This window comes from uncultured Sphingomonas sp., from assembly GCF_964021865.1.
Taxonomy (GTDB): Bacteria; Pseudomonadota; Alphaproteobacteria; order Sphingomonadales; family Sphingomonadaceae; genus Sphingomonas.
The window spans coordinates 16,837-30,460 of the sequence record NZ_CAXIAM010000015.1; the positions used below are offsets into that span (position 1 = coordinate 16,837).

General features: G+C 67.3%; 14 protein-coding genes. 5 read left to right on the top strand and 9 right to left on the bottom strand.

Annotated elements, in window-relative coordinates; genetic code table 11:
* Nucleotides 1-29: 29 nt before the first annotated feature.
* The 5 genes from otsA to AADI75_RS06025 all read right to left on the bottom strand — a co-directional run bounded on the left by otsA (nt 30) and on the right by AADI75_RS06025 (nt 5,805).
* Nucleotides 30-1,424: an alpha,alpha-trehalose-phosphate synthase (UDP-forming) gene (otsA, locus tag AADI75_RS06005; RefSeq protein WP_341208135.1), complete on the bottom strand. Its 1,395-nt coding sequence runs from the start codon at nt 1,422-1,424 to the stop codon at nt 30-32.
* Nucleotides 1,421-3,202 (bottom strand): glycoside hydrolase family 15 protein, encoded by a 1,782-nt coding sequence (locus AADI75_RS06010; RefSeq protein WP_341208136.1) that lies wholly within the window; start codon nt 3,200-3,202, stop codon nt 1,421-1,423. The genes otsA and AADI75_RS06010 overlap by 4 nt, the downstream gene beginning before the upstream one ends.
* The gene (otsB, locus tag AADI75_RS06015; RefSeq protein WP_341208137.1) at nt 3,199-3,942 is read right to left on the bottom strand and encodes a trehalose-phosphatase; all 744 of its coding nucleotides are present in this window, start codon (nt 3,940-3,942) and stop codon (nt 3,199-3,201) included. The genes AADI75_RS06010 and otsB overlap by 4 nt, the downstream gene beginning before the upstream one ends.
* 47 nt (nt 3,943-3,989) lie before the next feature.
* Entirely contained in the window at nt 3,990-4,619 is a 630-nt protein-coding gene (locus tag AADI75_RS06020) for a hypothetical protein (protein ID WP_341208138.1), read from the bottom strand.
* 124 nt (nt 4,620-4,743) lie between these two features.
* Complete coding sequence (locus AADI75_RS06025) at nt 4,744-5,805, bottom strand: nitronate monooxygenase (RefSeq protein ID WP_341208139.1); 1,062 nt, start codon at nt 5,803-5,805, stop codon at nt 4,744-4,746.
* Nucleotides 5,806-6,195: 390 nt separating this feature from the next.
* On the opposite strand from AADI75_RS06025, the gene AADI75_RS06030 reads away from it, so the two are divergent.
* The 3 genes from AADI75_RS06030 to AADI75_RS06040 all read left to right on the top strand — a co-directional run bounded on the left by AADI75_RS06030 (nt 6,196) and on the right by AADI75_RS06040 (nt 8,890).
* On the top strand, nt 6,196-7,086 hold the full coding sequence (locus tag AADI75_RS06030; RefSeq protein ID WP_341208140.1) for a UDP-2,3-diacylglucosamine diphosphatase: 891 nt from the start codon (nt 6,196-6,198) through the stop codon (nt 7,084-7,086).
* Between the two features lie 4 nt (nt 7,087-7,090).
* Nucleotides 7,091-8,113 (top strand): glycosyltransferase family 1 protein, encoded by a 1,023-nt coding sequence (locus AADI75_RS06035; RefSeq protein WP_341208172.1) that lies wholly within the window; start codon nt 7,091-7,093, stop codon nt 8,111-8,113.
* Between the two features lie 99 nt (nt 8,114-8,212).
* The gene (locus AADI75_RS06040) at nt 8,213-8,890 is read left to right on the top strand and encodes a DUF1013 domain-containing protein (protein ID WP_341208141.1); all 678 of its coding nucleotides are present in this window, start codon (nt 8,213-8,215) and stop codon (nt 8,888-8,890) included.
* A gap of 182 nt (nt 8,891-9,072) precedes the next feature.
* Here AADI75_RS06040 and AADI75_RS06045 read toward each other — a convergent pair whose 3' ends face one another.
* Nucleotides 9,073-9,975 carry a neutral zinc metallopeptidase gene (locus tag AADI75_RS06045; protein WP_341208142.1) on the bottom strand — a complete coding sequence of 301 codons (903 nt, stop codon included), beginning with the start codon at nt 9,973-9,975 and terminating at the stop codon, nt 9,073-9,075.
* 125 nt (nt 9,976-10,100) lie between these two features.
* Between AADI75_RS06045 and AADI75_RS06050 the strand changes: the two genes are divergently transcribed.
* Nucleotides 10,101-10,886, top strand: coding sequence for a 3-hydroxybutyrate dehydrogenase (locus AADI75_RS06050; RefSeq protein ID WP_341208143.1), 786 nt, complete (start codon nt 10,101-10,103; stop codon nt 10,884-10,886).
* Between the two features lie 89 nt (nt 10,887-10,975).
* Entirely contained in the window at nt 10,976-11,521 is a 546-nt protein-coding gene (locus AADI75_RS06055) for a DUF4893 domain-containing protein (RefSeq protein ID WP_341208144.1), read from the top strand.
* A 39-nt stretch (nt 11,522-11,560) separates the two neighbouring features.
* Here AADI75_RS06055 and AADI75_RS06060 read toward each other — a convergent pair whose 3' ends face one another.
* Genes AADI75_RS06060 through AADI75_RS06070 form a run of 3 tightly spaced genes read right to left on the bottom strand, consistent with a single transcriptional unit; the run spans nt 11,561 to nt 13,497 of the window.
* Nucleotides 11,561-12,199, bottom strand: coding sequence for a hypothetical protein (locus AADI75_RS06060; RefSeq protein WP_341208145.1), 639 nt, complete (start codon nt 12,197-12,199; stop codon nt 11,561-11,563).
* Nucleotides 12,192-13,142 carry an aldo/keto reductase gene (locus AADI75_RS06065; protein WP_341208146.1) on the bottom strand — a complete coding sequence of 317 codons (951 nt, stop codon included), beginning with the start codon at nt 13,140-13,142 and terminating at the stop codon, nt 12,192-12,194. The genes AADI75_RS06060 and AADI75_RS06065 overlap by 8 nt, the downstream gene beginning before the upstream one ends.
* Nucleotides 13,143-13,200: 58 nt before the next feature.
* On the bottom strand, nt 13,201-13,497 hold the full coding sequence (locus tag AADI75_RS06070) for a hypothetical protein (protein ID WP_341208147.1): 297 nt from the start codon (nt 13,495-13,497) through the stop codon (nt 13,201-13,203).
* Nucleotides 13,498-13,624 lie beyond the last annotated feature (127 nt).

A 13,624-nucleotide genomic window follows, 5' to 3' on the forward strand; every position in this document is an offset into this window, starting at 1 on the left:
ACAATGACGTCAATGCATGTTTATTTCATTCAGCCGGTGGCCTCGGCGGTGATCTTGCTCTTTTCAAGGGCAGTCAGGAAGGTCTTTGCCCACCATGTCACGTCGAATTCCTGCACCCCGGCCATCAGTTTCTCCCAGCGCCGCACGCGTTCCTCGCGCGGCATCCGTAGCGCCTGATAGATCGCGTCGGACACTTCCTCGGCGCTATAGGGATTGACCAGCAGCGCGTCCGCCATCTGCTCCGCCGATCCCGCGAAGCGCGACAGCACCAGTACGCCGGGGTCCTCCGGGTCCTGTGCGGCGACATATTCCTTGGCGACGAGGTTCATCCCGTCGCGCAAGGGAGTGACCAACCCGATCTTGGCGGCGCGATAGATGCCGGCCAGATGATCGCGCGGATACCCCTGGTTGACGTAACGGATCGGCACCCAGTCGACATCGGCATAGGCACCGTTGATCCGCCCCGACAATCCTTCGAGCGACTGACGGATGCGTTGATAGCTCTCGACCGAGACGCGGCTGGGCGGCGCGATCTGGAGCAGGAACACTTCCTTGCGCTCCTCGGGATGCTCGTTGAGGAAGCGCTCGTAGCCGAGAAAGCGCTCCTCCAGCCCCTTGGAATAATCGAGCCGGTCGACGCCGACGATCATGTCGCGCCCGTCGGCGCTGTCGCGCATTCGGCGATAGGCGAGCCGCGCGGGCACACTCTTCGACATTTCCGCAAATTCGACCGCGTCGATCCCGATCGGGCAGGCGATCAGTTCGACCTGCCGGTCGCCGAGCCGCGCGATATTGTTCTCGATCGTCGCGCCCATGTCGTGCCGGGCGAAGTCGCAGAACGACTCGAGCCACTCCTCGGTATGAAAGCCGATCAGGTCATAGGCGAACAGCGATTCCACCAGCTCGCGTGCGTTGGGCAGCGTCCCCAGCAGCCGGCGCGGCGGCCACGGAATGTGCAGGAAGAAGCCGATCCGGTTGGTGCAGCCGCGCTCGCGCAACTCCGCGCCCAGCGGGAACATGTGATAATCCTGGATCCAGATCACATCGTCCGGCTCGATCAGCGGGCGGACGGTGTCCGCGAACCGCTGGTTGGTGCGCTTGTACCCGCCAGCGAAGTCGCGCTCATATTCGGCCAGGTCGATGCGGTAATGGAACAGCGGCCACAGCGTCCGGTTGGCGTAGCCGTCGTAATATTCCTGAACGTCCTGCTCTTCCAGGTCGACGGTCGCGGTGGTGACACCCTGGTTGCGCTGGAAATTGATGTGGCCGTTGAACTGGTCGGTCTGCTCCCCCGACCAGCCGAACCACATGCCGCCGCGATCGCGCAGCGCGGCGGCGAGCGCGACCGCCAGCCCCCCCTGTGCGCCGGCGGTCGAGCCCTTGGGCGCGGTGACGCGGTTGGAGATGACGATCAGGCGATTCAACGGATACTACTCCAAGGTTTACTGAGCATGGCAGCGCAGTTGATCATGCCGACCAACGAATAGGTCTGCGGATAATTTCCCCACAGCTCGCCGCTTTGCGGATCGATGTCCTCGGACAGCAGCCCGGCGGCGGTGCAGCGCGACAGCATTTCCTCGAACAGCGCGCGCGCCTCGTCGCTGCGGCCGGTCAGGAACAATGCCTCGATCAGCCAGAAGGTGCAGACGTTGAACGCCGTCTCCGGCAGCCCGAAATCATCCTCGGTGTCGTAACGCAGCATCGTCGAGCCGCGGCGCAGCCCCTTCTCGATCGCCACCAGCGTATCGAGGAAGCGCGGATCGTCCGCCTCCAGAAAGCGCAGGTCGAGCAATTGCAACACGCTGGCGTCGAGATCGTCGCCCGCGAAGGTCGCCGACATCCGCCGCGTGTCCTCGCGCCATGCCGCGCTCTCGATCCGTTCGCGGATCACCTGCGCGCGCTCCGACCACAGCGCCTCGCGCTCGGGCAGCTTCAGCCGCTCGGCGGCATTGGCGAGCCGGTCGCACGCCGCCCAGCACATCGCGCTCGAATAGGTATGGACGCTCTGCCGCGTGCGCAGCTCCCACAGCCCGGCATCGGGCTGGTCGTAATTGGCCCAGGCACGCTCGCCGACGCGCTCCAGCGCCTCGAAATCCTCGATGCCGCTCTTCCGGAACAGCCGGTGATCGAAAAACGCGTGGACCGAACACAGCACGATCTGCCCATAGGCGTCGTGCTGGATCTGCTCGGCGGCCTGATTGCCGACGCGCACCGGCCCCATCCCGCGGTAGCCGGCGAGCGACTCCTCGATCCGCTCGGGTAGCTGCGCCTCGCCCAGCACCCCGTACAGCGGCTGGATATGCCCGCCGCGCGCCCCGTCGACGATGTTGCGCAGGTAGCCGAGATAGCCCTCCAGCACGTCGAGCGCGCCGAGCCGGTTGAGCGCCTGTACGGTATAATAAGCGTCGCGGATCCAGCAGTAGCGATAGTCCCAGTTGCGCTGCGACCCGGCATGTTCGGGGACCGAGGTGGTCAGCGCGGCGACGATCGCGCCGGTTTCCTCGTGCTGGCACAGTTTCAGCGTGATCGCGCAGCGGATCACCACTTCCTGCCATTCCAGCGGCACCGCCAGCCCGCGCACCCAGCCCTGCCATTCCTGCGTCGTGCGATACAGCATCAGGTCGACGGTGCTGGCGAGATCGCCCTGGAAGCTCTCGTCCGGGCCGAGGAAGAAGTGGAGCGGCCGCTCGACGCGGAACGCATGTTCGCCCTGCACCATCGCGATCGGCGCGGTGGTGGTCAGCCGCAACGCGATCGTGTCCATTAACAGCCGCAGGTGGTTCGACCCGCCGATCTGCTCGCGGCATCCCCCGCCCCAGCCGCAGGTCGGGCGCAGCGCGATGCGGACTCGCGGGCTGCCCGCGATCGGCCGCACGATCCGCGCGAACGCGACGGGGCGATAGGTGCGCCCCTCCCGTTGGTAGCGCGGACAGAAATCGATCACCTCGATCGCGCCGCCGTGCGAATCACGGTGCGTGGTGACGAGGATCGGCGTGTTGCGAATATATTCCTGCTCGATCGACACGCTGTCTTCGAGGCAGATCCCCCAATAGCCGGTGTCCGGCTGCTCGCCGCCCAGCAGCGCGGAGAAGAGTGGATCGCCATCGACGCGCGGGACGCAGCCCCAGACGAACCGTCCCTCGCGATCGACCAGCGCACTCACTTGGCAATTGCCGATCGGCCACAGATCCAGCGTCGTCATGTCTTCTCCCTGCACGCGGCGTCGAGCCAGGCGAGCACGTCGGCGACGCCCTCGACCCGGTAGGTGGCGGCGGTGTCGCGCGCCGGGCCGACCAGCACGCCCGCGCCGCCCAATGCGGCGGCCGCGGCGAAGCCGGCCTCGTCGGTCACGTCGTCCCCCACGAACACAGGAACCGTGCGCTGCCGTAACGGTTCCCGCATCAACAGCTCGACCGCCGCGCCCTTGTCGCGCCCGGCCATCCGCAGCTCGACCACCATCTTGCCGTGTTGCAGGTGCAGGTCGTGGACGGTGGCCAGCTGTTCGGCCAGCGCGGTCATCGCCTCGCCGGCCTCGGGCGCGCCGCGGAAATGCAGCCCGACACCAAACGGCTTGTCCTCGATCAACGTGCCGGGATGATCGGCGGCGAACGCCTGCGCCTCGGCCAGCGCGGCGTCGAGCGCGGCCGACCGGTCGGGCGCGGTGATGCTGCCGTCGGGCGCGGCGACCTCCAGCCCGTGGCTGCCCGCGATCGGTGGGACAGCGGGCGCGATCAACGCGCCGATCTCGTGAACGGGACGCCCGCTGACGATCGCGACGCCGCCGGGTAGCGCGGTGCCGAGCCGTTCGAGCAAGGCCGCCAGGTCGTCCGCGACCTCCACCCCGTCCGGCGTCTCGGCGATCTCGACCAGCGTCCCGTCGAAATCGAGGAACAGGCTGGCGTCGGTCAACAGCGAAGGCGGGGGCGGCAACAGGTCGGTCATGCACGCTCAAACCCGGCGCGCGCCATTTCGATGCAAGCGCGCAACGATTACCCGGTCGCGGCGACGCGCACCAACGCACCTGATTGCCAGCGATCGTACGCGGTGAAGAAATCGGTGAACGGCGCCTCCAGAACCGGCAACCGCTGCGCCGCGAACGTGGGTATTTCCGCGGCCGGTACGGTCCCGACGGCAGCCAATGTGTCACGCGCGGCGACGCAGAATCTGCCGTGGGCGAAATCCTGCGCGAAGAAATTGTACAATCGCGTCATCTGATCGTCGAACGCATCTTCCCACTGCGTGCCCCGCGTGGCGCGATATTCCTGCTGCAACGCGGTCTGCGCGGCGGCCAGCTCGACCTTTCGGGCGCCCAGCATCGCATTGTATTCATTGACCATCACCGCCTGATCCGCGCCGCGACAGGCCAGCACCGCGACGTTCAGCGCCGCGCGCAGATGCCAGACGCTCCCCGCTGACGACAGCCCGACATTCGGCGTCGCCCACCGCCCGTCCGCCAGCTTCGCCGGTATCCGCATCCCCGCCCGCGCCCCCACCGGCATCGGCGCAAGCGTCATCTTTACAATGGGTTGCGGCGGAGGCGGCGGCGCGGAAGGCGGCGTATGCGAACAGGCGGCGGCAAGCAGCGATGCCGCCCCCACGGCGAACAGGCGCACGCGCATCGTGAAACCCCTTATAAAACGCAACCTTGCCGCAATCTCATCGCGGAACGGTTCGCGATAGACTCAAGCCGCCCCGCCGTGCGTCAGACACGTCGAGGCGAGTCGATGTCGCCCAGCCGCCCGTCTACCCCGCCCGCTTTTCAAACGCTTGCGCCGCCTCGGCCATCAGCGCCGCGATGATGTCGGCGATCGGTTCTTCCCTGGTGACCATCCCCACCGACTGCCCGGCCATCACGCTGCCATGCTCGACATCGCCGTCGATCACCGCCCGCCGCAGCGCGCCGGCCCAGTAATGTTCGATCTGCAACTGCGCCTCGGCCATCGCCACGCTGCCCTGGTCGAGCGCCTGCGCCACCTCGCGTTGCCGCGTCGTAAACAGTTCACCGCCCGCGTTTTTCAGTGCGCGCACCGGGATCACCGGCAGCCGCGGATCGAGTTGCACGCTCGCCACCGCGTCGCGCGCCGACGCGCGGATGAACGCTTTCTTGAAGTTCGGATGCGCGATGCTCTCGCTCGCACAGACGAAGCGCGTACCCAGCTGCACCCCCGAAGCGCCCATGTCGAGATAGCCCGCGATCGCCTCGCCGCGCCCGATCCCACCCGCGACGAAGACCGGCACGACGTCAGACAGTTCGGGCAACATCTCCTGGGCCAGCACGCTGGTCGACACCGGCCCGATATGGCCCCCGGCCTCCATCCCCTCGATCACCAACGCATCCACACCCGAGCGCACCAGCTTCTTGGCGAGCGCCAGCGTCGGCGCGAAGCAGATCGCCTTCGCCCCGCTCGCCTTGATCGCCTCCAGCGACCCCTTGGGGGGCAGCCCGCCCGCCAGCACGACATGCCCGACCTTGTGCGTCGCGCACACCGCGATCAGCGCCGTCAGGTCGGGGTGCATCGTGATCAGGTTCACGCCGAACGGCTTTTCGGTCATCGCCTTCGTCGCGGCGATCTCGGCATCGAGCAGCGCAGGCGTCATCGCACCGCACGCGATCACGCCGAAGCCACCCGCATTCGACATCGCCGAGACGAGGTGCCGCTCCGATACCCACGACATCGCGCCGGCCATGATCGCCACGTCGCTGCCGAGGAACTTCGCGCCCTGCTCCATACGTGCGGCAAGGCGCTTTTCTCCGGCGGTCGTGGCGGAAACGGTCGGCGTGGTCGCGGTCAAGGTGTCGGTCATCGACCCTGACTAAGCGGCGCGTCCACGCGTGGCAACACAGCCGCTCGATCACCGCGCCCGCCATCGTTCTCAGTGATCGAATTTTTGCGCGAGAAACGGCAGCAATCCGTACTTTTCGCCACCACGCGGACGTGTCACCTTCCTGTCATAAGAACGAGGATGAGGATTTCTGAAGATGGTTGCCGGTTACAACTTTTCCACGCGTCGGCGCTTCGCTGTTCTGGCCGGGCTGGCCGTGGCGAGTTGGGGCGTGATCGCGATCACGATCGACGCTCTGTTGCAGCTGACGCACTGACGCGGAACCGTCACGGATCGGCCATATCGCCGTCACCGCGGCGAGATGGGGGCGTCACATGAAGGCGGCATAAGGGCGGCGAGGGAGAGCCGCTCATGCCGCCGATCGCCGACACGCTCGCGCCCATCTCCGGGCATATCGCCGACGTCACCGATCTGTTCGATTTCGCCCATTCGCGCCCGCACCGCCCGGAAGAGCCGGTCGGCGAGCGCCGCCGTTATCGCACGATCTGGATCAGCGACGTGCATCTCGGCACCCGCGGCTGCAATGCGGACATGTTGATCGACTTCCTCGACCATGTCGACAGCGACACCATGTATTTGGTCGGCGACATCGTCGACGGCTGGCAGCTCAAGAAGCGCTTCTATTGGCCGGCCGCGCATAACGATGTCATCTGGCGGCTGATGAAGCGCGCGCGGCGCGGCACGCGGATGATCTACATCCCCGGCAACCACGACGAGATGTTCCGCCAGTTCGCGGGTCTCGATTTCGGCGGGATCAAGATCCGGCGCAAGGCCGTCCACGAAACCGCCGATGGCCGTCGCCTGCTCGTCCTCCACGGCGACGAGTTCGACGCGATCACCCTGTCGCACCGCTGGCTCGCGCATGTCGGCGACGCCGCCTATACCGCGCTGATGACGCTCAATCGCGTTGTCAGCGCGGTACGTCGCAAGTTCGGGATGCCTTACTGGTCGCTGAGCAAGCACGCCAAGGCCAAGGTCAAGAACGCGGTGGCGTTCATCTCGCGCTTCGAAGAGATCGTCGCCGAGGCGGCGGGCAGCCGCGGCGTCGACGGCGTCGTCTGCGGCCACATCCATACCGCCGAGATGCGCAACATCGCCGGGATCGCCTATTACAACGACGGCGATTGGGTGGAGGGGTGCAACGCCCTGGTCGAGCATTTCGACGGAACGATGGAAATCCTCAACTGGGGCGAAGAAATCGCGCGTCGTGACGCGGCCCCTGTCACCGCCCTCGCCGCCTGACGCAATGCGGATCGCGATCGTCACCGATGCCTGGGCGCCGCAGGTCAACGGTGTGGTCCGCACGCTCGAGAATGTGATCGCGGAGCTGCGCACCGGCGGGCATGAGGTGCTGGTCGTCTCGCCCGCCGATGCGCCATCCATCCCCTGCCCCACCTACCCCGAAATCCGGCTGGCCTTCATGCCCCCGGCGACGATCGGGCGGCGCATTACCGGCTTCGGTGCAGAAGCGGTTCATATCGCCACCGAAGGCCCGCTGGGTGTCGCGGCGCGGCGCTGGTGCCTGTCGCGCCGGCTGCCGTTCACCACCGCCTATCACACGCAATTCCCTGATTACGTTGCGGCGCGCACCGGTGCGAACCCGGAATGGATCTGGCGCTACGTCCGCTGGTTCCACAGCCCCGCCGCCGCCGTGCTCGCATCGACCCCGACGATCGAGCGCGCGCTCGGCGCACATGGCCTGACCCGCGTCCGTCGCTGGGGCCGCGGCGTCGCACCGCTCTTCCGACCCGAGGGCGAGCGCAACGCCGTCATGGCCGCGCTGCCCGGGCCGGTGCTGCTCCATGTCGGGCGGGTCGCGGTCGAAAAGAATATCGCGGCCTTCCTCGCCGCCGACGTACCCGGAACGAAGGTGGTGGTCGGTGACGGTCCGGCGCGCGCGGCGCTCGAACGCCAATATCCGGCCGCGATCTTCCTTGGCGCGCTGTTCGGCGAAGCGCTCGCCGCCGCTTATCGCGCCGCCGATGCGCTGGTGTTTCCCAGCCGCACCGACACGTTCGGGCTGGTGATGATCGAGGCGCTGGCGTGCGGCACGCCGGTCGCAGCCTTCCCGGTCGCAGGGCCGGTCGACGTGCTGACCACCGAAACCGGTGCGATGGATGCGGACCTTCCCACCGCGATCGCGCGCGCGCTGACGCTCGACCGCACCGCCTGCGCCGCGGCAGGCGCGCGCTTCACCTGGCCGGCCAGCGCGCGGCAGTTTCTCGACGCGCTGCAACCGTTCGGCTCCGCGCTGGCGAAGGCAGCGTGAGCGCGCGCTTGCCCTAACGCGCGCCACACACTAAGTCCCTCGGTAACAGGCGGCCGCTCCGGGAAGGGGCGGCCCTTTGCATTTATGGAGACTGTCCGCATGGCCCAGCCGCTCATGCCCCACGCGACCGCCTCGTGGCTCGTCGACAATACCGCGCTGTCCTTCGAACAGATCGCCGATTTCTGCGGGCTGCACATCCTCGAGGTGCAGGCGATCGCCGACGACACCGCCGCGACCAAGCTGACCGGCCGCGATCCGGTCCGCGCGCACGAGCTGACGCAGGAAGAGATCGACAAGGCGCAGGCCAATCCGAACTATCGCATGACCATGACCAAGGGCCCGGATCAGGTGCGCCGTACCAAGGGTCCGCGCTACACGCCGGTCAGCAAGCGGCAGGATAAGCCCGACGGTATCGCGTGGATCATCCGCAACCACCCGGAAATCTCGGACGGCGCGATCAGCAACCTGATCGGCACCACCCGCACGACGATCGCGGCGATCCGCGACCGCAGCCACTGGAACATCGGCAACATCACGCCGAAGGATCCGGTGACGCTGGGCCTGACCACGCAGCGCGAGCTGGACGCCGCGGTCAACAAGGCAGCGAAGGCAGCCGGCATCGAGCAGGCACCGACCGACACGCGCCTCGACGGCGACCGCGAGGCGCTGATCGCGTCGCTGCGCGCACAGCGCGAGCAGGCCGCGCGCGATGCGGAGAATGGTGTGGAGAGCGACGCCACGGCACGTCCCGCGTTCGAGGACCCGTTCCGCCGCTGAGCGGAGCGGGGAGCGCTATTGACCTGTCGTCCCGGACGTGATCCGGGGCGACTGCTCTACTCGTCATTGCGAGCGTAGCGAAGCAATCCAGGGCCGGATGAGGAGGCTCTGGATTGCCGCGCTACGCTCGCAATGACGACCGCGGGTCGAGGCGAGCGACACTCCGCTCGCCCCTAAACTTCTCAGATCGCGCCCGAGAAGGTGTCGCACACTCCCGGGTTGCCGTTGCTCTCGATCCCGCGCCGCAGCCACGCCTGCCGTTGCGCCGAGGTACCGTGCGTAAAGCTGTCGGGCACCACACGCCCTTGCGCCTCGCGCTGCAACGTGTCGTCGCCGATTGCCTGCGCCGCGCGCATCCCTTCCTCGACATCACCCGGATCGAGCCGGTCACGGTTCATCGACGCCCAGACGCCGGCATAGCAATCGGCCTGCAGTTCGAGCCGCACCGACAACGCGTTGCCCTCCGCCTCGCTCGCGCGCCGCTGCGCCTGTTGCACCTCGGTCGATGTCCCGAGCAGGTTTTGGATGTGATGGCCGAACTCATGCGCGATCACGTAATATTGCGCGAAGTCGCCGCTCGCCTTGTACTTGTTGGCCAGCTCGTCGAAGAAGCTTGTGTCGAGGTAGATGCCGCGATCGGTCGGGCAGTAGAACGGGCCCATCGCCGACATCGCCGCGCCGCAACCCGACTGGCCGCTGCCGCTGAAGAATTGCAGCTTCGGCGGGCTGAATTGCTGGTTCTGGCTCGCAAAAATCTTTTCCCACGTATTCTGCGCGTTGCTGAATGCGCGACACGTATCACGGCGCGCGGTTGAGGCGTCGCACACCTGCTGCACCGTCTCGCGTGACGGTGCACTCACCTGCGGCGCGGTGCCGCTGCCCCCGCCGAGCATCCCGCCAAGATTGCCGAGCCCGCCGAACACCGCGAGCAGCAGCAACACCACCACGATTCCGCCGCAGCCGAAGCGGCTGCCGATCAGCGGCAGCAGCCCCAGCAGAAATCCACCCCCACCGCCGCCGCCAAGCCCGCCACCACCGCGGGCTTCGCCGACGTTGATATCATTGTCATAATCGTCGAGCCGCATGTCCGCCTCCCCTGCAAAGGCCAGTCGTTACCGTTGCGGCATGAATGCGTGCACCCCGCTGCGGGTTGCAACCGCCGCCCCGCTCGCCGATGGATGGGCGAGACTCAGGTGTGAAAGGCCCGGCAATGTTCCTGAACGGCAAGAGTGCGATCGTCACCGGATCGACCTCGGGCATCGGACTGGCGGTGGCGCGCGCGTTGGCCGGGGAGGGCGCGCACGTCATGCTCAACGGCTTCGGCGAGCCCGAGGCGATCGAGCAAGCGCGCGCCGGTGTCGCCGCGCTCGGCCCCGGCGAGGCACTGCACGACGGCGCCGACATGACCGACCCCGCCGCCATCGCGGCGATGGTGGCGCGCGCGCATGCGGCGTGGGGCGGGCCGGATATCGTCGTCAACAACGCCGGCATCCAGCATGTCTGCGGCATCGCCGACTTCCCCGTGGACAAGTGGGACGCCATCCTCGCGATCAACCTGTCGAGTGCGTTCCACATGATGCGCGCCGCGGTGCCGCACATGCGCGCGCGGGGCTGGGGCCGGATCATCTCGACCGCCTCGGCGCACAGCCTGGTCGCCAGTCCCAACAAGTCGGCCTATGTCGCCGCCAAGCACGGGCTGGTCGGGCTGACCAAGACCGTCGCGCTGGAAACCGCGCAGCAGGGGATCACGGCCAATTGCATCTCGCCCGGCTATGTCTGGACGCCGCTGGTGGAGCAGCAGATTCCCGACACGATGAAGGCGCGCGGGCTGACGCGCGAACAGGTGATCGACGACGTGCTGCTCGCCGCGCAACCGACCAAGGAGTTCGTCACCCCCGAACAGGTCGCGGCTCTCGTGCTGTTTCTCTGCCGTGACGAGGCAAAGGCGATCACCGGCGCGAACCTGTCGGTCGACGGCGGCTGGACCGCGGCGTGAGGCGTGTCGCCGGTGCACTGCTTCTGTGTCTCGGTGGATGCGGCGCACGCTCGACTGTTCCGCCCACTGCCCCGCCTCCACCCGACGAATTGACCACTGCGCCCGACTGGCGGCGGCTCGCCACCGCCGCCGATCGAGACCGTTTGCGTCGCTGGTACGAGGCATGGATCGCGGCGCTGGCGCAGGCACGTCCGGTCGCTGCCGCCGACCTCGCCGCACAGGGAGCATTGTTCACGATCGACGCCGCGCTCGACGATCCGGTCCCGCCGGTGGGAACCTATCGCTGCCGCACCTTCAAGCTGGGCAGCAAGGGGAAGGTCAGCACCGGCTTCACGGCGTACGCATGGTTCGATTGCCGGATCACCGCCGCGCCCGACGGGGCGGCGCAATTGGTCAAGGTGACCGGCTCACAGCGGCAGGTCGGGCTGCTCTATCGCGCCGACCCGACCCGCGCCGCGTTCCTCGGCACGCTGATGCTCGGCGATGAGTCGCGCGCTTACGGCTATGGCGCCGACGCGACCCGCGACGTGGCCGGCTGGATGGAACGGATCGGCCCGCACCGCTGGCGGCTGGTGATGCCCTATCCGGCATTCGAGTCGACGCTGGACGTACTGGAACTGGTGCCTGCCGCATAAGCCATCGCCCCCGAATGTCTGTCGGGGCGATCGACAGGGCTACTGCCGCTTGCCCTGCATCGTGCCCGGCGTACTCACCGGCGCGTCGACCGGCACCACACCGTCGATCGGCGGCAGCGTCGCGAGATAGTCTTTCCCCGTCTGCTCAACCACCGTCACCGCCTGCGGCTGCGCGGCGACCACCGCGCGCAGATAGCCGCTGGGCTTCTTCATCAGCTTGGGAAATTCTACCTTCGTCAGCCCGGACCGCCGCGCCGCCTCCCGCACGAAGGTCACGCAATTGCGCTTGTTGAGATTGTAGGTCGCATCGCCGGTCCGCTCGTCCCATTCGCGGATCAGTGCGACGATCGCACCATATTGCGCGTCGGTCAGCGTGCGGGAGAAGCGGACGTGGCTGCCCGCCATATAGCCCGGCTTGGGCCGCTCCACCCTCCCGGCGACATTGCCGAACAGAATTGCCGGGGTGAGCGATCGCGCCGTGAAGCCATAGGCGGCGTCGACCGGCGTCCCGCCCGCGTCGGGGGTGCCGCGCAGCATGAAGAACGCGTGCGGGAAACTGTTGCCGAAATCACGGCTCCAGAAGGTAATCGTCACCGCCGCCTGTGCCGGCCATGCCGCGAACGCGACCAGCAGCAGCGACAGCCGCACCAGCCAGCGTCGCAGCCCCCTGTCAGGCACCCGCGACGGTCAATCGTTCGAGCTGATCGTCGCTCAGCCGGATCGCGGTCGCGCCGAGCAACTCCTCGACCTGCGTCGCCGAGGTGGCGCTCGCAATCGGCGCGGTAACACCCGGCTGCGCGATCAGCCATGCCAGCGCGATCTGCGCCAGCGTCGCGCCGCTCTCCGCCGCGATCGCGTCCATCGCGTCGAGCACGGCAGCACCCTTGCCCTCGAGCAGGTCGCCCATCCGTGCGCCGCGCACGCTCTTCGAAAAATCGTCCTTCGTCCGGTACTTGCCGGTCAGGAACCCAGAAGCCAGCCCGTAATAGGGTACCACGCCGACGTTCTCGGTGACGCAATAATCCTGCAGCTCACCCTCGAACTTGTGGCGGCTGACCAGATTATATTCGGGCTGGAGCACCTGATAACGCGGCAGCGCCGCCGCGCGTGCGGTTTCGATCGCCGACTTGAGCCGCGCGGCGTGGAAATTGGACGCGCCCAGCACGCGAACCTTGCCGGCCTGCACCAGCGTCGCGAATGCCTGCGCGACCGCCTCCTGCGGCTGATCCTCGTCATCCTGATGCGCGAAATAGAGGTCGATCCGGTCGGTCCCGAGCCGCTTCAGCGACGCCTCGCACGCCGCCACGATTCGCGCCGGCGCTAGCTTCTCACCGCCCTCGCCCGGCAGCATCCCGACCTTGGTGGCGATCAGCACACGGTCGCGCACGCCGCGATCACGCAGCCACTCGCCGATCATCGCTTCCGACTCGCCACCACGATGGCCGTCGACCCAAGCGGAATAGACGTCGGCGGTGTCGATCATCGTCCCGCCGCCCGCGACGAACGCGTCGAGCACCGCGAACGACGCGTCGCGATCGGCGGTCCAGCCGAAGACGTTGCCACCGAGCACGAGCGGCATAATCCGCAGGTCGGATGCGCCAAGGCGCCGCTTTTCGGTCATCATCGTCTTTCGGCCGGAGCAACCGCCGCGACTGCGATCAGCCGCGGCGGCAATTACATCAGTTCTTGTCGCGCAGATCCTCGCCTGCGCGCACCATCGCATTGCCGGTTGCATCGGCGGCACGGTCACCGGTGTTCTTCAGCGCGTCACCGGTGCGATCGAGGCTGTTCTCGGCCTTGTCGAGCGCGCGATCGGTCGCCGCATCAACGTCGTTGACGGCGTTCGACGTGGTCGCAGCGGTGTCGGCGGCGATCGCATTGCCCGCCTGCGCGGTCTCGTTCTGCGCGCGCTCGCTGCACGCGGCGAGGCCCAGTGCGGTGGCGGCGATCAGGCCAGTGGTGAAAAGACGCTTCATCGGGTTTCTCCCTGTTTTATTACGCCGGCAAAATAGCCGCAGCGGCAAGGCGAACGAAACATCCCGCCAAAAGGTTCAACACGCCTCCTGCGTTGACCCATATAAAGATATCTTTATATGTGGTGCC

Excerpts from the sequence above, each read along its gene's own strand:
- AADI75_RS06050 (WP_341208143.1), top strand. The coding sequence starts at position 10,101 with ATGTTCCTGAACGGCAAGAGTGCGATCGTCACCGGATCGACCTCGGGC.
- AADI75_RS06040 (WP_341208141.1), top strand. The coding sequence starts at position 8,213 with ATGGCCCAGCCGCTCATGCCCCACGCGACCGCCTCGTGGCTCGTCGAC.
- AADI75_RS06030 (WP_341208140.1), top strand. The coding sequence starts at position 6,196 with ATGCCGCCGATCGCCGACACGCTCGCGCCCATCTCCGGGCATATCGCC.
- AADI75_RS06065 (WP_341208146.1), bottom strand. The coding sequence starts at position 13,142 with ATGACCGAAAAGCGGCGCCTTGGCGCATCCGACCTGCGGATTATGCCG.
- AADI75_RS06025 (WP_341208139.1), bottom strand. The coding sequence starts at position 5,805 with ATGACCGACACCTTGACCGCGACCACGCCGACCGTTTCCGCCACGACC.
- AADI75_RS06010 (WP_341208136.1), bottom strand. The coding sequence starts at position 3,202 with ATGACGACGCTGGATCTGTGGCCGATCGGCAATTGCCAAGTGAGTGCG.
- AADI75_RS06045 (WP_341208142.1), bottom strand. The coding sequence starts at position 9,975 with ATGCGGCTCGACGATTATGACAATGATATCAACGTCGGCGAAGCCCGC.
- AADI75_RS06070 (WP_341208147.1), bottom strand. The coding sequence starts at position 13,497 with ATGAAGCGTCTTTTCACCACTGGCCTGATCGCCGCCACCGCACTGGGC.
- AADI75_RS06035 (WP_341208172.1), top strand. The coding sequence starts at position 7,091 with ATGCGGATCGCGATCGTCACCGATGCCTGGGCGCCGCAGGTCAACGGT.
- otsB (WP_341208137.1), bottom strand. The coding sequence starts at position 3,942 with ATGACCGACCTGTTGCCGCCCCCGCCTTCGCTGTTGACCGACGCCAGC.
- AADI75_RS06020 (WP_341208138.1), bottom strand. The coding sequence starts at position 4,619 with ATGCGCGTGCGCCTGTTCGCCGTGGGGGCGGCATCGCTGCTTGCCGCC.